This window comes from Lederbergia lenta NBRC 16444 (assembly GCF_001591545.1).
Classification (GTDB): Bacteria; Bacillota; Bacilli; order Bacillales; family Bacillaceae_C; genus Lederbergia; species Lederbergia lenta.
Window position 1 is genome coordinate 1,178,866 of sequence record NZ_BCVC01000001.1, and the last position, 22,064, is coordinate 1,200,929.

The following is a 22,064-nucleotide window of genomic DNA, read 5'->3' on the forward strand; positions in this document are numbered from 1 at the left end:
ATTCTATTAACTTTACGCTGTTCCTAGTACAACTCCAAGCTCTTTCAAGTATTGACGATAGGAGATACTCATACGGTCACAAATGAGTGAAAGCTCGATTTGTAGATCAAGCGGTAGTTCTTCCGGTTTTTGATTTTCAACAATCGGCTTGTCCTGAATAAAAATATCGTCTTGGAATTGAATAATCTCTTCATCTGACAAACCAGTTTCGTAATTAAATGATAATATACCATAGGCAACAGATTTCTCTTCATTAATAGGACGAACTGTTAATAAAATGGTCATTAAATTACCATGCTCGCGATCCCTCTTTGTAAAGCTCACTGTGAAAGGGCGATGAATTTCATATGTATAATAAACATACTTTGGAGTACCTGAACCATCTGGGTCAGGCTGATATATAGCAATTTCATCTGAAAAAATTCTACCATTCTCTTTGTGTACCTTATAATCTTGGACTTCGCGATGACTTTCCGTCCCTAAAAAACCTTCATGAACAACTGCAAGATGTCCTACATCGAGAAAATTTTCGATGATGCGCGGTGGTTTTGCTACAACTTCTTGAGGTCCCCAGATAACATTATGATAACTTTTGTCTTCCATTGGTGGGTAATGGAATAAGTTAGGTTTATTTCCTGCAAAATTAATCCATATTAATCCGTATTTTTCTATACAACCGTAAGAGATTGCTTTTGCTTTTCGGGGGATGGCTCTTTCTTCTGGAAGCTGAGGGATTTTGACACATGCGCCGCTATCCTCATATTCCCATGCATGATACGGGCATACTAAACAGTCATTTTTCACCTCACCTAAAGATAATGCTGCTCCCCGATGAATACATAAATCTTTAAATGCATGTACTCCTTTACTATTTCTAAAAATGGCAAGACGCTCACCCATAAGAATAACTTGAATAGGTTTTTCTTTGACGTCTTCTGAACGGCAAGCAACGAGCCAATCTTCTAGTAATACTTTATCTTGTAACATGTATGAATCCCTCCGCAGTTAAGTTTCTCTTTCTTATTTTAATTTGAGAAAGCGATTCGGTCAATACCAAAGGCGAACCAAATATGGTTATACAATTAAAAATGTTCGTTTTTCACTATACAAATTCTTTTTTATTATATATAATTCAATCAAATGTTTTAAATTTACGATTAGAGAGGAAGAGTTATGGGGTGGAGAAAAAAGCAGAAAACAATATGATTATCGGTGTGAACGATAAAATCAGTTATCAAAAAGCATTCCTTCTCGGTCTACAGCATGTTTTGGCAATGGATTTATATATCGCTCCAATTATTATTGCTGGTCTTCTTTCTTTAAGTACAGAAAATACATCGTTTTTTGTACAAATGTGTTTTCTAGCAACAGGAATTGCAACCTTAATACAAACAGGGGCAGGAATTAAATTGCCTGTTGTTCAAGGTCCCTCCTATGTACCAATTGGAGCAATTGCAGCGATTGGTGGAAAACTCGGACTTGGAGCAATTGCTGGGAGTTTAATTCCTGGAGCAATTATTATTACGCTTATTGGCTATCCATTAAAATGGTTTGCAAAAGCGGTGAGAAAGATTATCCCACCTCTTGTAGGAGGGACCGTAATCATTATTGTCGGAATTGCTTTAATGCCGATAGGGCTAAATAATATCTATCACGCGGAAGGAAATATAGGTGATAATATTGTTGTTGCGGTTGTTTCAGCAGGTGTGTTAATTATTTGTATGTTGCTTGGGCGCAGAGTTCGAGGGATTGGTACCTTTTTTCGGATTGTGTCAGTAATTATTGCGATTGTAGCAGGTACTGTAGCAGCAAGCTTGCTTGGAACTGTTGATTTTACACCTGTTAAAGACGCAAGTTGGTTTTCTTTACCAACGTTTTTTCCATTTGGAAAGCCAGTGTTTAATGTGGGTGCTATTGTTACAATGGTATTTGTTTACTTAATAATTTTAATAGAAACGACTGGAACTTGGTTTGTCGTGTCCTCCGTTACTGGAGAAAAATTAGATGAAAAGCGGTTAAATCGCGCATCTGTTGGTGAAGGACTCGGTTGTCTTGTTGGTTCGCTATTTGGCAGTACCCCGATGACTGGATATTCTTCTAATGCTGGGTTACTTGCTATTACTGGTGTTGCAAGTAGAATGGCAATTATAGCAAGTGGCATTATTCTTGTTTGCCTTGGTCTTATGCCGAAACTTTCAACTGCCATTACTTGTATTCCTGAACCAGTAATAAATGGAATCTTCGGTATCGTATGTGTTGCCATTGTGACGAATGGTATGAAAGTCATCCAACCAATAATGATTGATGATCGAAACATGATGGTTATTGGCATTCCTATTTTGTTAACGATCGCTGTTACTATTTTACCGCAAGAAGTATTATCCATTGTACCTGATTGGGCTAATTACATATTATCATCTGGAATTACCGTTGGAGCGCTGGCAACTGTCATTTTAAATTTGGCGATTCCTGAAGAAAAAGAAAGCTGAATAAAGTAGGTAATCAAAAGGCGATAGATTCTTTTCTTAAAAGTTCAATCGCCTTTTTCGTGTATAAAATTAAAAAGCCTCTTCATCACTGCCGAAATTTAATTGCCATTCGATTCCAAATTTATCTGTTAGCTGCCCATAGCATTTGCTCCAAAATGTTTCTTGAAGTTCCATACCTACCTTACCGCCTTCTTTTAGTTGATTGAAGGCAGATTTAACTTCATCCAAATTCTCACTGACAAATGCAAGGCTTATGTTATTCCCTACAACGAAAGGCATACCAGGAAATGTATCAGAAAACATAACATTGCTTCCATTGAGGCGAAGGCGAGTGTGCATAACTAAATTTTTTGCTTCCTCAGGAAGAGTAAATTCTGGATCAGGCGTCAATTCTCCAAATGTCGTTATTTTTGGTCTTTCTGTTCCGAAAACATTAGCATAAAACGCTACGGCTTCTCGGCAATTGCCATTAAAATTAAGGTACACGTTAATAGCCATTTACTCACTCCTAAGTATTAAAATGTAAATCTTTTATCTTAGTTTAGCATTTAACAGGATAAAATCAAAAATACATAATGAAATGCGAGTTTTTTTGAGGCATCCTCAATACCTTTTTGCTTTTCAAAATACTTTCTTAAATGAAGGAGAAACTAAAAAGAATTGTGGAAGACGTGTCAACAAATTTATATCCTATGAATAGGAAGAATTCATAATAAAATGAAGATATAAGTTTATGAAGAAACCCACTAAGAGGAGTAGGAATGTTTATATAAATAGATAGCGATAAAACACAATATAATAGAAGTTTTTCAAAGAATAGGGTGTGCCAAAGGATCAATCTGTTAAATGGCTGCATGTCTTAAACTATTGGAGGTAAAAAATGAAGTGGATGACGATTGTGATCTGTTTATTCTTGGCTATCGGATTGGCCTTAACGGTTGAACAACCTCTAATAAATACGTATGATGTAAAAATTCTGATGTTTTTCGAGGATATTCGTACAGCATCTTTTAATGAATTGTTTTACTTTTTTACTGAAATTGGTTCAATAAAATTTTTGCTTTTATTAGCTATCATAGTGACAGTTTTTCTGTTAATGAAGAAATGCTATCTTGAATCTTTCTTTGTGATGTTCACGTTTTGGGGAGTAAGGGGAGCCAACTATATGTTAAAAGAATGGTTTGAAAGAGAGCGTCCATCGTTCAATGCGTTAATAGAAGTTGGCGACTATAGCTTTCCAAGTGGACATACAATGAATTCTATTGCTTTTATAGGCTTTTTGTTATATTTATTTGTGCGTATTTTGAAAGTGGGAATAAAGCATCGGCTGTTATGGCTATTCTTAACCTTAATAATCGTTATCCTCATAGCTGTAAGCAGGGTGTATCTCGGAGTGCATTATCTAACAGATGTTGTTGCTGGAGCATGTTATGGTGTTTTGTACCTCTTCTTGATTATATATTTATATCAGTTTGCATCAGCACTTATTCAAAAAAATGGTACATGATTAATCATGCCTAATCCTAATTTTAAATGGATTTGATAAATAACTTCAAGTGAGTTAACGCATGAACGACCTTATGAATACAATATAATAAGGTTATAAGTGATGGGGCGATCAAGGATGAATAATCAACTTAAAGAAATTATTGGCTCCTGGATTCAAGCAATTGGAACTATTACTTCTGCAGTTGGAAATACACCATCAAGTGTACTTACTAGTGAATATAGATCAAGCTTAGACCTATGGGGGAATGTCCTTCAAGCAACAGGAAATTCATTAATAGCTGATGGGCAAGAGACATTTACACTAGACAAGTTAGGTAACGAAGTTCAAGCGGTTGGTAATAGCACTATTACTGCGGGAATGATCATTAACTTTAAGGAAGAAACAAAGCAGTTGTTAACAATCAAAGGTAATTTGATACAAGCTTTAGGAGGAGGTATCTCCCTCGCAGATGAAATAGAACCTACTGGATCGTCAGCACAAGCATATAACGTTATTGGTAATATATTACAGGTTATCGGTAATTCATTACAGGCAATAGGAGGAATTTATGAACTAGAACATGCTCATGAAAAAAAAAGTAATGAGGGGCAAGCGCTACAAGTAAATGGAAGTTGGATACAAGCTGTAGGTTCTGTGCTTTCTCTTATTGGTCAATTGGAGGAAGTCACAGAGGAAAATAATAGATGATTGCCTTCTTCTTTAAAAAGTTTGTACAAACAATCCGTCATCTTCCAACCATTCAGCTACAAAAATATCTTTATAATCAGAAATACCTTGTGAAGTCAGTTGTGTTTTTAACCATGCTTCATCAAATTCTAATCCATTTAGTTCATCCCATAACACTACGCCATCACGTATGATCGTGACGGGAACATACACAGACTTTATTGGAATATTGAAATCTTCTTGCGTAGTTTTTTGATGCTTTGTCTTTTTGAGAATGCTAAGCGAGCCGTTCGCCTCTAAAAAACAAAAGGCAACTTCTCGAATGGAAAAGGTTTCACTTTGGCGAAGTAAGCTTTGTAGTTGATTAATATTCATACGATTTTTTTTCAATTCTTCACGATCAACGATCCCGTTTTTAATAAGAGCAGACGGTTTTCCTTCAAAGAAGCCTCGAAAAGATAAAAACTTTTGTCCTAGATACTCAACAATAAAGAGTAAAATGCTCCATAATGCCATCGAGTAAATAACATAAAATACCCCGATTTTAGGGTCATATAATGCGTTCCCTAGTAATTCTCCTAACACGATGGAGGCAATAAATGTAAAGGGAGTAATTTGATTAATGATTTTTTTTCCAACGAACTTGACGATAATAAAAAGAAGAAAAAAACCAATAATAAGTTCAATAGTTAGATACATAACTTTCATTTTATCCATACTCCAGTCTCATCAAAATTCATGATGATAATTTGCTTTTTGTCTACACAATACATCTAATAATAGTAAAATTATTCCAATTTGGAGTGATATCCTGCATTATAAATAAAGGCTGACTTTGGCTTGCCAGCCATTTGTTTATAATGCTTTTATTATTGGGAGTTATCTTCCATTTGTTCAGATGGTTCTTCAGTTGGATCTGGTTCATCTTCATCCACACCATCACAGCCAAATAATAAGCCCAAGGATAAAATGGTTGACATCATCCCTTCTTTTTTACCATTCCCACTACCACAAATGACAATTCATCTTCATAATCATAAACCATTAAAAAAGGCATCCAAACGGCTACCAATATTATAATAATGACACTGACCACGTTAAGTTATTCTCTTCAAAGTTGTACTTCTTCCTTTAATGATAAAAACCATGTGCGGGAACTTAATCACACAAATTTATTTGGTAACAAACACCTTAAATGATTACGTTGTTTTAAGACAAGATAATAAGGTTCAGTTAATGAACAAAATATAAATTTTGAGGTGATGTTGGTGAAGATGTCAATGGATAAAGTTTTACCAGTCTTTGCTTCAGTGGGAGTAGGTATCGCAACATATCAGATGATGAGTGGTAAAGGTGGAAATAATATGAAAAGCATGATGCCGATCGCCGCGAATATGATGGGCATGGGAACTGGAATGCAAGGACAGAATCAACAACAATCCGGAAACAATAAATAATTTTCTGAAACTTCTCTATACCACAAATATCCCCCATCTAGTCATTGATTAGATTGGGGGATCCTATATAAACATTTAGAAAAGATAAATAATTGGGGTAAGAAAACACGAACATAGGAAATATTAAAAAGAACTTCTGGATAAAAAGAAATTCTACAATTGCAATTTTAATTTAAAAGGAGCAAGGAAAAATGAAATTAAGTCAACTCTTAGAAAATGTTATAGCATATAATAACTTTGATAAATCGTTTTATGATATAGAGGTGGAAGGAGTATCAGCCAACTCAGCTGAAATCGGTCTAAACGACTTATTTATAGCAATTTCCGGATTTCAGCAAGATGGTCATCAATATATAGAGAATGCAATAGCTGCAGGTGCGAGCGCTGTAGTTGGAGAGAAAGAAATGGATCTATTAAATATACCTTATATTAAGGTTTCTAACAGTCGATTAGCACTCGCACACATTGCTAAAAATTTTTATCAAACATCTTCTAAAAAGCACACTATTATAGGTATAACAGGTACAAATGGGAAAACAACAACATCCTTTATGCTAAAACATATCCTTGAAAATGTAGGATTATCTTGTTCTTTATTTGGAACGATTCATAATGTTGTAAATGGACAGAAACTACCTTCTGTTAATACAACGATTGATGCCCTTGAATTGCATAGACACCTTTCTAATTGTCAAGATGATGTCGTTATCATAGAGGTCTCTTCACATGGTTTATCTCAGTTTCGTATTGATGGAATTGAATTTGATTACTGCTTATTTACAAATCTCGACCATGACCATCTTGATTATCATCAAGATATGGATGAGTATTTTTCCGTTAAATCGACTTTATTTAATAAACTAAAGCCGGAAGGAAAGGGCATTATTAATAGCTATAATAGTTGGGGAGAAAGACTTTTCCGTTCACTTCAAAACAATGGACAAAATATATTTGCGATGGGAGACGCAGAGGACAATCATTTACAAATCACACGTTATAAAAAAAACGAGCCCGGAATAGCCACTATTTTTGAAGGAGACCATCAATATCAATTGAAGCTCAAAATCTTAGGGATACATAATGTGTATAATGCGGCTATGGCATTTTTAACAGGAAGAAAACTTAACATCCCTGGAGAAATAATTATCCAATCTTTACAAACATTTCAGGGTGTTCCAGGTCGTTTTGAGTTGATTAAACAGCCAAAAGAAGCGACTGTCGTTATTGATTATGCGCACACATCAGAAGCATTCTTCAACTGCTTAAGTACAGCACGAGAACTTGGAGCGAAACGTATATTCCATGTTTTTGGATTTAGAGGGAATCGTGATAAAAGTAAGAGAATAGGCATGTTGAATATATCTTATGAATTAAGTGATAAAGTGATTTTAACATTAGATGATTTAAACCAAATATCTTATGAAAAAATGGTAGAAATACTACACGGAGTAAACTCTCCTTCGAAAGCGGTAATAATACCAGATCGAACATTAGCCATTCGATATGCTAAGGATGAGGCGGAAGATGGGGATTGGATTATTATTACTGGAAAAGGCACAGAGAAGTATAAGCAACAATTTTTTTTACCAACAACTACTGATGGAGAAACAATACGATTTCTGCACTCCATTGATTAATTGCATCTTTTAATAAACGGTGCAAAAATATGGAGTTTAATAATAAGAATCCTATTTCATAATAAAGGATTATTATTACAATGATTTAATATTTTTTTTACTGTAAAGCTAACCGTATTGTTTACGATATCCCCATCTATTTCTTAAAGGGTTAACATTGCAACACCTTCGTTATCCTTATCAATCATAAATTCATCGTTCATGGAACATATTGCCCATAAAATAAGACATATACTAAAAATATTATAAAGGCATATATTTCAATTGCAAAAAGCGATACAAAAATGCAAGAGGCAAAGTAATTCCTATTCGTATAAAAAAATAGTAATATGTTCAGTTTCATCAATGGTTGCTAATAAAATATTGTGAATGTCAGCATTGTATGTTGATTTTATCTTTAATTTCAGCCAGTTTTCCTCTCGGCCCATCGCATGCAATAGAGATACATCAATTTTCCTTTCTTTAATAATTGTTCTGGGAAATACAAAAGATTTGGGAGGGAAATTTAAATCCAATGGTGTTACCGGCTGATATTGAGGTTTTAGAAAAAAGGATAGAGTCCCACCCGATTCCCACAAGGCGAGGGCGACTTTTTGAATATCTTCAACACTTGCTTTCCTTAATTCCGCCATCAGGTCATCAAGTGTAATTCTAGCTTTGCCCAAGTTTTTGTACAAAATTTTTCCATTCTTAATCAGGGGAAGTGGAGATGAATCAAAAAAATTTCTTAGTTTTTCCGACTTTAAACTTACAATAACGCTTGATGTATATAAAACAACGAGTACGCTCATTGTGATCATGGATCCTTTTAAGCCTAAACCCTCATCTGACAATGGATGGGCAATGATATTTCCAATGATTAAAGCAATAACAAAATCAAGTAATCTTAACTGTGAAATAGACCGTTGTCCCATTAATTTTGCCGTAATAAGCATAAAGAAGTAAGCAACAACAGCTCGCAGTATCCATTGCATTGCAGTCAAAGATTCTTGACTATGGAAAAAATCCATGCGTATTCACCTTTCCCTTTATCAATAGTATTTCCATTCATCAATATTAAGCTTTATAATTCAAGGAATGAATACTCATTGGAAGTTTCCGGAACATAGGAAATTTGATATGGAGATTCACCCGCTTGATTATTGTTTTACTCATCTAGATAGTAATATCCATTTATGAATGATAATAAGCATATATTTTCTGACTAATAGTCTAATGGCTTTTTTGTCTTTGGATATTCCCATTGAAGATTTGTAGCTTGTATGGAATGCGGCTATCAAAGTCATGCAAGAATCCCACCCGTTTAACCAGTAGGTATAAGGCTTGCGGATTTAGCCGCAGGAGTCTCAACAAATTAAGGTAGTAACTACTTGTATTTGTGTTATTTAACCATTACAATAATTAGAACTTATGTTCCGATGGTGTTTTTTAAAAGCCAAAGAATCAAAGCTTACATATGATCATGGATACAACTGATTAATAAGCGTTTGCTGACTGAAATAGATATATTATAATAATGGGGTAGTACATAAATCTCAAATGTAATAAAGGATATCCATCCCCACTGATGTTGATCAATCAACTAAATTTATTTCAAACAAAATGAAGAAGTTAATATTATTGATAGACTTTTAATAAAATTAGCAAGAACGAAGAATAATGATAAAGTGGTCAATAATTTGTTAAGCTAGTCCATGACGAAGCCATGAAAATTGGTATTATTAGAATTTAGAGATCGTAACAAGGTTTAGCTCATTATTGGGTAGAACGAAACTTCATTTCATTTTTAAAAAATTGATAGAGGGGAGAAAATCATTTGCTAAGTGAATTAATCTTAAATGATACTACTATCAAGGTAAGTAAATGTATAGAAGAAAAAGTGAACAATTTATATAAGGTTTCAGTGGAATTTGACGTAACGAGTGAGCAATACCATGATATTACAACCTTATTGTATGAGGGAATATTTGATGTGAAGATTCCAGATAATGATGTAGCATTTAAGGGGAAAATCTACCATTATTCAACCTCCCTTACAAATTTATATAAAAAAGATCAAATAGGTATTTTTACATTGACTTTGATTGAAGTGAATAATTAAGAAAGAAGGCTTGGTTGCAATGAGGTTAAGTATATTAGATCAATCACCAATTTCTGCAAATCAAACTGCGAAAGAGGCATTGAATGAGTCAATGCGTTTAGCTCAAACTGGTGAGGCTTTGGGTTATACACGCTATTGGATTGCCGAACATCATGACTTACCTGGACTTGCATGTTCAGCACCAGAAGTTATGTTAAGTTATATTGGAGCGAATACAAAAAAAATTCGTATCGGTTCGGGAGCTGTTTTATTGCCTCATTATAAACCGTATAAAATTGCCGAAGTATTTAATATGCTAGCTACATTGTTTCCAAATAGAATAGATATTGGTATAGGACGAGCACCAGGGGGATCTGCTGAAGCAACCAATGCATTATCAGATAAATTTTTACAAAATGTTTGGAGGTTTCCTAGCTTAATAAATGATCTGCTTAACTTTTTAGATAATACCTTCCCTGAAGAACATGAATTTTCGAAGGTATCGGCTTCTCCGCAACCAGAAATTGCGCCAGTACCTTGGCTTCTTGGTACTAGTGAAAAAAGTGCTTTACTAGCTGCGAAAAATGGTATCCCATATACATTTGGCCATTTTATGAGCGATAATGATGGATCTTTTATCGTACAGCAATATTTGGATCATTTTAAACCAAGAGAACAAACACAAAAACCTCAAATCATTGTAACTGTTTCAGCTATTTGCGCGGAAACGACAGAAAAAGCGGAAGAGATTGCGTTAAGTTCATTGATTTGGTCTATACAAAAAGATAAAGGGGACGCCCACCAAGGTGTACCGTCTATTCAAGATGCGAAAAATTATAAACTGACTATAAGAGAATCTGAAAAAATAGAGAGTATGAAACGAAATATGGTGATTGGCAATCCTCAAGAATTAAAACGGAAATTAATAGAATTAAAAAATACATATAAAGCCGATGAAATGATGATCAATACAATTACATATTCACCGGGAGATCGAATTCAATCATATAGATGTATAGCGAAAGAAATACTTTCTTAATAAAATATAAAAAGAGTAAATAATAATTGAACATGTCAATCTGATGAATATTCATAAAAGATAGTCTTTCATTCTTAAGTAATGGTAAACTAGTGTTAAATATAAAATGATGAAAAAGTGGGGAATAAAATGATTAAAGCAATTTTTTTCGACTTAGACGACACACTTCTATGGGATCAGAAAAGCGTAAAGGAAGCCTTTGTGGCAACTTGTAAAGTAGCAGAAAATCGATATAGGGTTGATCCAGCCAAGCTTGAAGAAGCAGTAAGGGAAGCAGCAAGTAATTTGTATTCTACATACGAAACGTATTCATTTACGCAAATGATAGGAATTAATCCATTTGAAGGGTTATGGGGAAATTTTTTAGATGATCATGACCATTTCAGAAAAATGAAGGAGATTGTTCCTGGTTATCGTAAAGAAGCATGGACAGAAGGGTTAAAAAAGATGGGTATTGATGATACTAATTTTGGATACGAACTAGCAGAACGTTTCCCTGAAGAACGGAGAAAGCTACCATTTGTTTACGAAGAAACTTTTAATGTTTTAGATACACTAAAAGAGAATTATCGCCTTTTACTTCTCACAAATGGTTCGCCAGATTTACAAAATACGAAACTTAAGATCACTCCAGAGCTTACCCCATACTTTGACCAAATTGTTATTTCTGGTGGCTTTGGAAAGGGTAAGCCAGATCCCTCCATTTTCGAACACGCATTGTCTCTGATGTCACTAGAGAAAGATGAAGTACTCATGGTTGGAGATAATTTGATGACTGATATTCTAGGAGCTAATCGAGCTGGAATCAAATCGGTTTGGATTAACCGTCATGAAAAAGAGCGGAATGAAGTCGTTCCTACTTACGAAATTCAGCATTTAGAGGGCCTTTTTGATATATTGGAAAATTTTACAGTTAAAAGTGTTTAATAAGAAATATAGATGAGGATGTGTATGAAAGGGGGACTTTTCTAACATGTATGAATTAAAAACAAAAGAAACAGATAATAGTGTTATTGAGTTTATAGAAAGAGTAGAAAGCCTCAAGAAACGTGAAGATGCTTATCAGTTATTAGATATATTTACTGAAACAACAGGTTATGAAGCGAAAATGTGGGGACCGAGTATTATTGGATTTGGTACCTATCATTATAGATATGAATCAGGTCACGAAGGTGATGCTCCACTCGTCGGTTTCTCGCCACGAAAAGCGAAAATTAGTTTATATTTTGCCCCTGGTGATGAACGGGAAGAATTATTAGGGAAATTCGGTAAGCACACTTCAGGTAAGGCTTGTGTGTATATCAATAAAGTAGCAGACATTGACGTGGATGTTTTAAAAACGTTAATAAATCAATCTATTGTATTTTTGGAAGAAACTTACCCAAAAAACTAATGTGCAAATTACATAAAATGGATAACGTGCATTTTCGATGAAAATCGGACTTGAGTTATCCTTTTTTTTGGATTTTTCCTCTAAACTATAAATTATTTACTTACATAAAATTCACTTATTTTCTAAAAATATATAATGAAAAATAACAAGGAGTGAGTGAATCATGGATATTAATCGGTTAAAACAAATTCTTTCTTCGTCAGGCGATATAGATGTCCATTATAAAGGTGCTTCAGTGTGGATAGATAAGCTAAATGAAGATGGTATGACAGCAACAGTACATGTAAGAGATCCACGCCCTCTTGAAGAAAGATCAGATGTAGATATATCGGATTTAGAAGAGAATTAAAAAAACTGTCACCTTTATCTTGAGATAAAGGTGGCAGTTTTTTACTTTCATTTTCTGGATTTACCATGTATGCAGTTAGCACAAATACGGTAACAAAACTACCATTTCAGTCCTACAATTAATGAACAGCAAGCTCCTTCACTATCAGTATTGTTTAATTCAATCTTAATTCCGTCTGGTGTAAAATGATTTTTGATGTTAACTGTAATTCCTGTAGATAAAATTAATTTTTCGACTTTTTTTTGATCAGACTTTTGGGCTGCATCCATTAGGTCGTGAGCAAATTGTGGCGAATGAGTGATTTTGTTTACAAATAACTGAGCCTGTTTCATAAGAATTTGAAGTTTTTTCGCTGATTGATTCAGTTCATGGATATCTATAGGTGGATAGTTATGTGGAGCCCTAACCGTACTTCCTACTTGTAATGGCAGAGACCTATACCCACCAGCTCCTAGCGTTTTCCTTCGCTGATGGCAACAGTGAAATGGATAGTATACATTAGGAGTATAATACACAAGCATCCCTCATTTTACTTGGTGGACTACATCATTTATCTTATGTAAGGTTTTAGAAGATGCTTATCATACGTTTTTAATTTTTACTTATCATTTTACGAAGTTATTGTAATTATAAGGATCTAAATAAAACTAGTTTGCGTAATACTTGTGTTGTATGGTACTCTAAACAGACTTATTAAACCACTTTAATAAGTGGTTTTGAAACATTATATACTGATAGAAAAGAGGAGAATCAACATGAGAACGGAAAAAGAAAAAATGCTAATTGGTGAGTTATATGATGCTGCAGATCCAGAATTAACGAGAGATCGGATTAATGCAAGAAGACTTAGTCGCCTATACAATCAAACAATTGAGACAGAAGAAAGTATAAGAACGGAACTATTAAAGGATCTTTTCGGGTCAACCGGAAATAATATACACGTTGAGCCAAGTTTCAAATGTGATTATGGTTATAATATTCACGTTGGAGAAAACTTTTATGCGAATTATGATTGTGTGATCTTAGATGTTTGCGAAGTACAGATAGGTGATGATTGTTTACTTGCTCCAGGCGTACATATTTATACTGCTGCACATCCTTTGGATCCACTTGAACGAATTGCGGGACCAGAATTTGGAAAATCAGTTACAATAGGAAATAATGTATGGATTGGTGGAAGAGCAACAATAAACCCGGGCATTTCAATTGGAGATAACGCTGTCATTGCGTCTGCTGCAGTTGTAACTAAAGATGTACCGGATAATGTTGTCGTAGCAGGAAATCCTGCGAGAATAATTAAACGCATAGAAGATACAAAGCTCGCAAAATAAGAAAAACTTTTCAAAAAAATATGTCGAATGCCAGTCAATTCATAATATAAATAAACAAGTTAAAAGAATTTGAAAGGTACTTTGTACAATTTAGTAGTGGAGCCTGATTGTAAATTATTTCTTGAAAGGCATAGACAAGGAGGAGCAGGCTAATATGATTGGCAATTGCTCTCTTAGTAAAGAGACAGTTGATAACATGACAATACATCCAAAAGTAGCAATTTATATGCCCTTGCATAACCAGATAAAAATACTGAGTAGACCTTAGACAGAACCAATTCTTCAAAATCTTATAATGCTAGTCAATCTATACTATTAATTGATTAAGAGGGTGAATTTATTGGATAAACACTTTATAACCCCAAAATCTATGAAAAAGGTCATACCACGTGCTATTCGAACAACTTTATTACAACTGGAAAGTGCTACAAAGGTAGAAATTAGCCAGCATCTGGATATTAGCTTTCCGACTGTAAGTAAGGTTATCGCACAAATGGAAAGAGAAGGCGAAGTGTATGAATCTGGATTAGATGATTCAAGCGGGGGCAGAAGAGCGCAACGCTATACTTATAATCCCGATTATATGCTAGGTTTGGCACTTTTTTTAGAAGAAGACAAGACGGTATCTACTATTTTTAACTGTGTGGGCGAAGTAAAGGAAAAAGGAATAGAACAAGTCATGGTTCAAGATGACCTTGATTCATTAACGGAGTTGATAAAAAAGAATATTACAGCTTATCCGAAAATAAATTCCATTGCTATTGGTGTGCCAGGTGCTGTCGACAATGGCCGAATATTCTATATCCCAAGTTATGAGCGTTTTCATAATATTGATCTAAAAGCCTATTATGAAAAAGTGTTTACTATACCAGTAGTAGTAGAAAACGACATGAATGCTGCTGTATTAGGGTTTCATCATATGAACAAGAGAGAAGAAAATCAATCACTTGTGTATGTGTATTCCGGAAAGAATGGACCAGGAGCAGGTATCCTCCTCAATGGAGATGTGGTTAGAGGAAGTACATTTTTTACGGGAGAGGTTTCCTTCGTACCATTGTACGATGACCGTAATTTCTTTCAAGCACTTAAAGAAAGAGCAGGGAAAAATGTAGGAAAGGTACGCTTTAGTAGAGAGCATGAAATACAAGCAATGGGACGTTTAATTGCTTCATTCGTTGCCATCATTAATCCTCATACGGTTATTTTCTCCAAAGAAGAAATGGATGAAATAATTCTTAAAAATATCGCTATAGAAGCTGCTCAGTATGTGCCAAAGGAACATCTTCCAAGGTTAGTTTTAAGTAATTGGAAAGAGGACTATCTAAATGGATTACAGTATCTTGCGCTTGAACATATGATTACCAATAATTGATATCGAGAGAGGATTTATACTATGGCAACATTCTTTTTAATTATCATATATATGGCTTTTATTAGTTTAGGATTGCCGGATTCAATGTTGGGTGCCGCATGGCCAGTCATGCAGCCAGAATACGGATTACCACTTGAGACTGCCGGCTTTCTGTATATGGTTATCGCTGGAGGGACAATCGTCTCAAGTTTATTAAGTGGAAAGGTCATTAAAATGATAGGGACGGGTAAAGTCACTGTTATCAGTGTTTTCATGACAGCTATTGCTTTACTAGGTTTTTCTTTTTCATCATCCCTTATATGGTTAATTATATGTGCTATTCCACTTGGATTGGGCGGGGGAGCTGTCGATGCAGCATTAAATAACTATGTTGCAACACATTATAAAGCTCATCATATGAGTTGGCTACATTGCTTCTGGGGAGTCGGTGCCACTCTTGGACCGATTATTATGTCAGTATTTATTTCAGGTCAATTTTCATGGAGAAGTGGTTATGTTGCTATTGCAATCATTCAATTTTCCTTGGTAGTACTACTATTAGTTACTCTCCCATTATGGAATAAAGTTGCGAAAAATAGACAAGTAGAGATAACAGAGGACTCTGATTACTCTCCTGATGTGAACCTTCAAAATGTCAAACCATTACAAATTAAAGGGGTCAAATTAGCATTTGTGTCATTCTTTTTTTATTGTGGTGTGGAAGCGACGATGGGATTATGGGGAAGTAGTTTTCTCGTAAATATAAAAGAACTTTCACCAGCGACGGCAGCGAAATGGATTTCCTTTTTTTACGCTGGAATTACAATTGGTAGATTGGTGACAGGATTTATTACATTGAAGATAAGTAATCTAATCCTTATTCGGACAGGACAAATTACGGCATTAATTGGGGCTATTCTTTTAATATTGCCAATACCAGTTAGTTTCTCGCTTGTAGGCTTTATATTTGTCGGGTTAGGGTTAGCACCGATTTACCCGTGTATGCTTCATGAGACGCCTGTGCGTTTTGGTAAAGAACATTCTCAAAGAATTATGGGGTATCAAATGGCCGTTGCTTATACAGGAAGTACTTTCTTGCCACCACTTCTAGGCTTGATGGCATCTCAATTATCCATTGGTATTTTCTCTATTTTTATTATTGTTTATATTATTTTGATGCTAATTAGTTCTGAAAAAGTGAATACTTTGATGAAAACTAGACTATTTCAGAGTAAGGAAGATATTGATTTAAAAGCATAAATGAGAGGGATAATACGTTAAAAGGAATAAGCGTTAGTAATAAGTCAGGTTAATTGTTAAATCTTTATTATATCCTGCTATTCACCAGTGATTTATGAGACTCATGCTTATAATTTCATCTTACAGTCCTTTACCAAGTTATGTTATTAGTTTATTCTTAATGATAAATTGTATCCTTTGTATTGAATTTGGACAGAAATTATTGTCCTTCCATATATAAAGGATTTTTTTGTTGAAAAGAGATTAGTATTTTCAATGTTCATGAATTGCAAATCGTATGTAGTTAAATTTCATAATTAAGTTAGGATGATCAATAGATGAAAATTTTGCTAGTGGAAGATGATAAAATAATTGCATCTGGTCTGGAATATTCGCTGCAACAGGAACAATTTTCTACGATTCTTTGCCACGATATCACCTCTGCAAAAAAGATGCTTGCGAAAGAGTTAGATCAAATTGCCTTATGCTTGTTTGATTTATCGTTACCAGATGGAAGTGGTTATGAATTATGTACGATTGTGAAAGAGCGGAGTGATATTCCTGTCATTTTTTTAACAGCGAATGATGATGAGGTCAATGTTGTAATGGGGCTTGATATGGGAGCAGATGATTATATAACAAAGCCTTTTCGAATTCGTGAACTACTATCAAGGATCAAATCAGTATTGCGAAGATATCAAAAGCAAAATCAGATAAAAGCGATGATCGATATAGAAAATATCCGAATTAATACGCTTGAAGGAAAAGTTTTTAAAAAAGATGTTGAGATTCCATTGACTGCTTTAGAGTATCGCTTATTACTTATTTTTGCTAATCATCTCGGACAGGTGCTCTCGAGAAACCAGCTTCTAGAGCAGATTTGGGATGTAGCAGGGGACTTTGTGAATGATAATACATTGACTGTTTACATAAAAAGGCTGCGTGAAAAGTTGGAGGACCATCCGCAAACTCCGATGATTATCAAAACGGTACGTGGCTTTGGTTATAAGGTTGGTGATTAGCATGCTTCGAAATAAAGAGATTCGGATTTATTTACTTGTAATGTGCTTGATCGGCTTGATAGTCATAGGTGTAGCAATTTTCATTTCGCCGATTTCGATTCTATTTATTCTTGCCACTTCTACACTACTAATCGGATGTAGTGTTATATTTACGCGCTGGAGATATCATGAAATTGAAAAGCTTTCTAGCTATTTGCGCCAAATTAGCGCTGGAGACTACACGCTTGATGTCCGTGATAATGAAGAAGGGGAGCTTAGTATTTTGAAGAGCGAAATGTATAAAGTGACACTAATGCTGTCAGAACAAGGATCGCTATTACGTCAAGATAAAATACATTTGACGAATGCCATTTCAGATATATCCCATCAGCTTAAAACACCCCTTACATCCATGATGGTAATGGCTGATTTATTAAGTGATACTAATCTGCCAGAAACAAAAAAAACAGAGTTCACCCGTAATATTCGGATCCAGCTTGAACGGATTGAATGGCTTGTATCTTCCTTATTAAAGCTGTCGAAAATCGATGCGGGAACAGCGCAATTCAAAAAAGAATCAATAGTAGTCGAAAAGTTGATTCAAAAGGCATTAGAGCCGATTCTCATTCCGTTGGATATTAAAGAACAAACCGTTTCGATAAAAGGTGACGACACTGTCACATTCATTGGTGACCTCAATTGGACAGCCGAAGCCGTGATTAATATATTAAAAAACTGTGTGGAGCATACGCGTGAAGGTGGTGCAATTGATATTTTGTATTCGGCAAACCCTTTGTTTACAGAAATTGTTATTACTGATAATGGTAAAGGAATCGCCGAAGAGGATATCCGCCATATTTTTAAACGTTTTTATAAAGGAAAGAACGCCAGTGATGGAAGTATCGGCATTGGCCTAGCGATGGCCCACAGCATTATTACAAGTCAAAACGGTGATATTGATGTGAGAAGTGACAAAGAAAGTGGCACACAGTTTCGGGTTAAATTTTACAAACAAGTTATTTAGCGGTGATGTCTAAACTAATACTTACAACAAAAGAAAGTTAAGTGACTAAATTGTCATTTTAAAGTCACTTGAAAGTCATTTTAGACAGATAAACTATGACCATCAGCAAAATTTATGGAGGTTTTACATTATGGATATTTTAAAAATAGAAAATCTGTCTAAAGTGTACGGAAAAGGCGAAACAGCAGTAACTGCGCTTGATGATGTCTCTTTCTCCGTGAAAAAAGGGGAATTTCTTGCGATTATTGGTCCTTCTGGTTCGGGAAAATCAACGCTATTGCATATGCTTGGTGGTGTAGATAGGCCATCAATCGGAAAAGTTCTGGTAGATAATACAGATATTTATCAGCTAAATGAAACACAGCTAGCAATTTTTCGCCGCAGACAAATAGGGTTGATTTATCAGTTTTATAATTTGATTCCGGTCCTAACTGTAGAGGAGAATATTACGCTGCCACTGTTACTAGATGAACATAAAGTAGATCAGCGACAGTTTGATAATATTGTACAAACGTTAAATTTACAGAAACGCTTAAGCCATTTGCCAAACCAACTTTCAGGTGGACAACAGCAAAGGGTTTCGATTGGCAGAGCGTTAATTAGCAATCCGGCGATAATGTTGGCTGATGAGCCAACTGGTAATTTGGACAGTAAGAATAGTGGAGAAATCGTTGATTTATTAAAAATGTTTAATAAAACCTATAATCAAACGCTAATTATTATTACGCATGATGAGCGGATTGCTTTGCAAGCGGACAGGGTTATTTCCATTCAAGATGGCAGGATTGCCAAGGACGAGGTGATCCGCCCATGAATATTGTTAATAAATTAACTGTAAGACATTTGAAGCAAAACAAGAGACGAACGCTTGTGACGATTATTGGTGTTATTATTTCTGTAGCCATGGTGACAGCTGTTGCGACGCTTGGTGTTTCTTTTATCAAATTAATGCAAAAGCAAACAATTGCCGATGAAGGAGAATGGCATGTCCTTTACGAGGATGTGAACAAAAATCAGCTGGAAGCAGTTAAAAACGATGAAGCTACAAAAGCAGTTGTCATTTCAAGGGATCGTGGCTACGCATTCTTGAAAGGGAGCCAGAATGATAATAAACCGTATTTATTTATCAAGGAGTATAACAAACAAGGTTTTAAACAATTTCCGATTGAATTAAGTGAAGGGCGGCTTCCAAAAGCAGCCAATGAAGTGGTTATTTCGGAAGAAATTGCTACGAATGCAAAAGTTAAGTATGCGTTGGACGATATTTTAACCCTTGATGTTGGTGAACGATTCAAAGCCGAGGGGGATGATAAGCCATTAGATCAGACTTATTCATTAGAAATGAAGGAAAACGAAATACTAGAAACAATAAAAGATAAAACAACAGAAAAATATACTGTAGTTGGTTTCATTAAACGTCCCACATGGGAACCTACATGGGCCCCTGGTTATACGATCATAACTTATATAGATGAAGGGATGGTTGGGGTAGATGACTCAGTCGATGCTACAGTTGTTTTAAACAAGGTTAAAGGTGAACTGTATGGTCATGCGGAAAAATTAGCAAAGAAAAATGGAATAAAAAAATTTGGTTTTAATAATAGCTTACTGAGATATTATGGAGTGACGAATAATGAAGGCTTGAGTACCACGCTGTATTCTCTGTCAGCAATCATTATGGCAATAATAATTATTGGCTCCATTTCGTTAATATATAATGCTTTTGCGATTTCAGTCTCTGAACGTTCTCGTCACTTAGGCATGCTCGCGAGTGTGGGAGCCACAAAAAGGCAAAAGAGAAACTCGGTGTTTTTTGAGGGAGTTATCATTGGGTTGATAAGTATCCCAATCGGAGTTATTGCTGGACTAGTTGGAATAGGTACCACCTTTTGGTTTATTAATTCCATCATTGAAGGGGCATTAGGGATTACTGAAAAATTAACGGTGGTCATCACACCATTATCGATCTTGATTGCATGTGCTGTATCAATGCTGACGATTTTTATTTCAACCTATTCACCAGCAATTAAAGCATCTAAAATCTCGGCTATTGATGCAATTCGACAAACGTCAGATGTGAAGCTTACAGGTAAAGCAGTAAAAACGTCAAAGTTCATTCGCAAACTTTTCGGTATAGAAGCGGAAATAGGCTTGAAAAACTTAAAAAGAAATAAACGTAGATACCAAGCAACTGTATTCTCACTCGTTATAAGCATTGTTCTATTCTTGGCGGTATCATTTTTCACCTCTAGTTTAACTAAGTCACTTGTACTCTCACAAGATGGAGTAAATTATGATATCGAAGTAACGATCGACGCTGAAATTACCGATGATCGATTAATGAATACAATTGCTTCTCTTGATGGTGTAACAGAATCTACTGTCATGAAAGAAGCGGGTGTGTCCTCCTGGATTAACCAATCCTCCATTGCTAATGAACTGCAAGATATGGTGGAGGTGGATAAGAGCATGATCAAAAATGGAAAATATTCTTACTTTATTAGTATCCATGCATTAGATGAGAAGAGTCTAAAAGCATATGCAAAAAAGATTGATGCGGATTATAATCAGCTAACAGACATAAAAAAATTATCTGCTATTGTAATTGATACGATTCCTTATGAGGATATGGAAGTAGGTAAATTTGTTGAAACAAAAGCTATTCACACCAAAATTGGCGAAAGCCTAGATTTTTATTATTTAGATGGAGAAACAGAAGAAGAGAAATATTTGAAATCTGTACAAATCGCCGCATTGACGGATCAATTTCCGATGGGAGTTTTTCCAGCGGGGATAGGCAATGTAGATATGATTGTCTCTGAACAAGTATTGGATCAAATGATTAGTGAAAAGAGTAATGTTAATGTTAGGTCAAGGCTTTTCTTAAAAAGTAAGGATCCAATGGCAACACAACAGGAAATCGAGGAAATGAAAGAGGACAATATCTATGTTCACAATGTGTATCAAGGCAGACAACAGGAAGAACAGATGATCTTGTTAATGTCCGTATTTACTTATGGATTTATCGTGCTCATTACCGGGATATCAATTGCAAATATTTTTAATACGATCTCAACGAGTATCTCACTTCGGAAAAGAGAATTTGCAATGTTAAAGTCTGTGGGGATGACACCGCAAGGCTTTAATAAAATGATCAACTATGAAAGTATCTTTTATGGAATGAAGTCATTGTTGTACGGACTTCCCATAAGTATAATTGTGATGTATTTAATCCATAGGTCATTGATGAACAGCTTTGACTATGGTTTTGTTTTACCTTGGATAAATATTTTTTATGTGATCGCAGCAGTATTTCTCATTGTAAGTTCAGCGATGCTATATTCTAGCGCAAAAGTAAAAAAAGAAAATATAATTGATGCATTAAAGCAAGAAAGCTTATAAGTTATCAGGCCAGGCCCGCATTCAAACCTTAGTATAGTCTTATCGTAAAAGGGAAACCTAAAAATATCTTTTATATAACTAAGGGAGGAGGTAATT

The 22,064-nt window shown here is 35.0% G+C and carries 22 protein-coding genes; 17 read left to right on the plus strand and 5 right to left on the minus strand.

What is annotated here, in order from left to right; translation table 11 throughout:
- Positions 1-12: 12 nt before the first annotated feature.
- Positions 13-987: a Rieske 2Fe-2S domain-containing protein gene (locus BLE01S_RS05500; protein ID WP_066138086.1), complete on the minus strand. Its 975-nt coding sequence runs from the start codon at positions 985-987 to the stop codon at positions 13-15.
- Positions 988-1,202: 215 nt separating this feature from the next.
- On the opposite strand from BLE01S_RS05500, the gene BLE01S_RS05505 reads away from it, so the two are divergent.
- Positions 1,203-2,489: a nucleobase:cation symporter-2 family protein gene (locus BLE01S_RS05505; RefSeq protein ID WP_285864267.1), complete on the plus strand. Its 1,287-nt coding sequence runs from the start codon at positions 1,203-1,205 to the stop codon at positions 2,487-2,489.
- Between the two features lie 69 nt (positions 2,490-2,558).
- Here the strand turns inward: BLE01S_RS05505 and BLE01S_RS05510 are convergent, their stop codons facing one another.
- The gene (locus tag BLE01S_RS05510; RefSeq protein WP_066138089.1) at positions 2,559-2,987 is read right to left on the minus strand and encodes a VOC family protein; all 429 of its coding nucleotides are present in this window, start codon (positions 2,985-2,987) and stop codon (positions 2,559-2,561) included.
- Positions 2,988-3,369: 382 nt separating this feature from the next.
- Here BLE01S_RS05510 and BLE01S_RS05515 point away from each other — a divergent pair, with 382 nt between their 5' ends.
- Both BLE01S_RS05515 and BLE01S_RS05520 read left to right on the plus strand, forming a co-directional pair.
- Positions 3,370-3,996, plus strand: coding sequence for a phosphatase PAP2 family protein (locus tag BLE01S_RS05515; RefSeq protein ID WP_066138092.1), 627 nt, complete (start codon positions 3,370-3,372; stop codon positions 3,994-3,996).
- 117 nt (positions 3,997-4,113) lie between these two features.
- Positions 4,114-4,686, plus strand: a complete 573-nt coding sequence (locus BLE01S_RS05520) for a DUF6944 family repetitive protein (protein ID WP_066138095.1) — start codon at positions 4,114-4,116, stop codon at positions 4,684-4,686.
- A 12-nt stretch (positions 4,687-4,698) separates the two neighbouring features.
- Here the strand turns inward: BLE01S_RS05520 and BLE01S_RS05525 are convergent, their stop codons facing one another.
- Positions 4,699-5,373 (minus strand): DUF421 domain-containing protein, encoded by a 675-nt coding sequence (locus tag BLE01S_RS05525; RefSeq protein ID WP_066138099.1) that lies wholly within the window; start codon positions 5,371-5,373, stop codon positions 4,699-4,701.
- Positions 5,374-5,945: 572 nt separating this feature from the next.
- On the opposite strand from BLE01S_RS05525, the gene BLE01S_RS05530 reads away from it, so the two are divergent.
- Both BLE01S_RS05530 and BLE01S_RS05535 read left to right on the plus strand, forming a co-directional pair.
- Positions 5,946-6,122: a hypothetical protein gene (locus BLE01S_RS05530; protein ID WP_231955922.1), complete on the plus strand. Its 177-nt coding sequence runs from the start codon at positions 5,946-5,948 to the stop codon at positions 6,120-6,122.
- 191 nt (positions 6,123-6,313) lie between these two features.
- Positions 6,314-7,759: a UDP-N-acetylmuramoyl-L-alanyl-D-glutamate--2,6-diaminopimelate ligase gene (locus tag BLE01S_RS05535; protein WP_066138105.1), complete on the plus strand. Its 1,446-nt coding sequence runs from the start codon at positions 6,314-6,316 to the stop codon at positions 7,757-7,759.
- 305 nt (positions 7,760-8,064) lie between these two features.
- Here BLE01S_RS05535 and BLE01S_RS05540 read toward each other — a convergent pair whose 3' ends face one another.
- A complete protein-coding gene (locus BLE01S_RS05540) occupies positions 8,065-8,769 on the minus strand; it encodes a DUF421 domain-containing protein (RefSeq protein WP_066138108.1) in 705 nt (234 codons plus the stop codon).
- A gap of 806 nt (positions 8,770-9,575) precedes the next feature.
- On the opposite strand from BLE01S_RS05540, the gene BLE01S_RS05545 reads away from it, so the two are divergent.
- The 5 genes from BLE01S_RS05545 (at position 9,576) to BLE01S_RS05565 (ending at position 12,620) form a co-directional block, all read left to right on the plus strand.
- Positions 9,576-9,860 (plus strand): DUF3219 family protein, encoded by a 285-nt coding sequence (locus BLE01S_RS05545; RefSeq protein ID WP_066138113.1) that lies wholly within the window; start codon positions 9,576-9,578, stop codon positions 9,858-9,860.
- Between the two features lie 19 nt (positions 9,861-9,879).
- Positions 9,880-10,878, plus strand: a complete 999-nt coding sequence (locus tag BLE01S_RS05550; protein WP_066138116.1) for an LLM class flavin-dependent oxidoreductase — start codon at positions 9,880-9,882, stop codon at positions 10,876-10,878.
- A gap of 129 nt (positions 10,879-11,007) precedes the next feature.
- Complete coding sequence (locus BLE01S_RS05555) at positions 11,008-11,805, plus strand: HAD family hydrolase (RefSeq protein ID WP_066138119.1); 798 nt, start codon at positions 11,008-11,010, stop codon at positions 11,803-11,805.
- 46 nt (positions 11,806-11,851) lie between these two features.
- Complete coding sequence (locus BLE01S_RS05560) at positions 11,852-12,271, plus strand: DUF1801 domain-containing protein (protein WP_066138122.1); 420 nt, start codon at positions 11,852-11,854, stop codon at positions 12,269-12,271.
- Positions 12,272-12,434: 163 nt separating this feature from the next.
- Positions 12,435-12,620 (plus strand): H-type small acid-soluble spore protein, encoded by a 186-nt coding sequence (locus BLE01S_RS05565; protein WP_066138125.1) that lies wholly within the window; start codon positions 12,435-12,437, stop codon positions 12,618-12,620.
- Between the two features lie 98 nt (positions 12,621-12,718).
- Here the strand turns inward: BLE01S_RS05565 and BLE01S_RS21075 are convergent, their stop codons facing one another.
- Positions 12,719-13,135, minus strand: a complete 417-nt coding sequence (locus BLE01S_RS21075; protein WP_231955923.1) for a YuzC family spore coat inner layer protein — start codon at positions 13,133-13,135, stop codon at positions 12,719-12,721.
- A gap of 240 nt (positions 13,136-13,375) precedes the next feature.
- On the opposite strand from BLE01S_RS21075, the gene BLE01S_RS05575 reads away from it, so the two are divergent.
- The 7 genes from BLE01S_RS05575 to BLE01S_RS05605 all read left to right on the plus strand — a co-directional run bounded on the left by BLE01S_RS05575 (position 13,376) and on the right by BLE01S_RS05605 (position 21,968).
- The gene (locus BLE01S_RS05575) at positions 13,376-13,951 is read left to right on the plus strand and encodes a maltose acetyltransferase domain-containing protein (RefSeq protein WP_066138128.1); all 576 of its coding nucleotides are present in this window, start codon (positions 13,376-13,378) and stop codon (positions 13,949-13,951) included.
- Positions 13,952-14,321: 370 nt separating this feature from the next.
- Complete coding sequence (locus BLE01S_RS05580) at positions 14,322-15,323, plus strand: ROK family transcriptional regulator (RefSeq protein WP_066140952.1); 1,002 nt, start codon at positions 14,322-14,324, stop codon at positions 15,321-15,323.
- A 21-nt stretch (positions 15,324-15,344) separates the two neighbouring features.
- Positions 15,345-16,562: an MFS transporter gene (locus BLE01S_RS05585; protein WP_066138131.1), complete on the plus strand. Its 1,218-nt coding sequence runs from the start codon at positions 15,345-15,347 to the stop codon at positions 16,560-16,562.
- 317 nt (positions 16,563-16,879) lie between these two features.
- Complete coding sequence (locus BLE01S_RS05590) at positions 16,880-17,563, plus strand: response regulator transcription factor (RefSeq protein ID WP_066138134.1); 684 nt, start codon at positions 16,880-16,882, stop codon at positions 17,561-17,563.
- A 1-nt stretch (position 17,564) separates the two neighbouring features.
- On the plus strand, positions 17,565-18,566 hold the full coding sequence (locus BLE01S_RS05595) for a sensor histidine kinase (RefSeq protein WP_066138136.1): 1,002 nt from the start codon (positions 17,565-17,567) through the stop codon (positions 18,564-18,566).
- 130 nt (positions 18,567-18,696) lie between these two features.
- Entirely contained in the window at positions 18,697-19,380 is a 684-nt protein-coding gene (locus BLE01S_RS05600; protein ID WP_066138139.1) for an ABC transporter ATP-binding protein, read from the plus strand.
- On the plus strand, positions 19,377-21,968 hold the full coding sequence (locus BLE01S_RS05605) for an ABC transporter permease (RefSeq protein WP_066138142.1): 2,592 nt from the start codon (positions 19,377-19,379) through the stop codon (positions 21,966-21,968). Before BLE01S_RS05600 ends, BLE01S_RS05605 begins: the two co-directional genes overlap by 4 nt.
- Positions 21,969-22,064 lie beyond the last annotated feature (96 nt).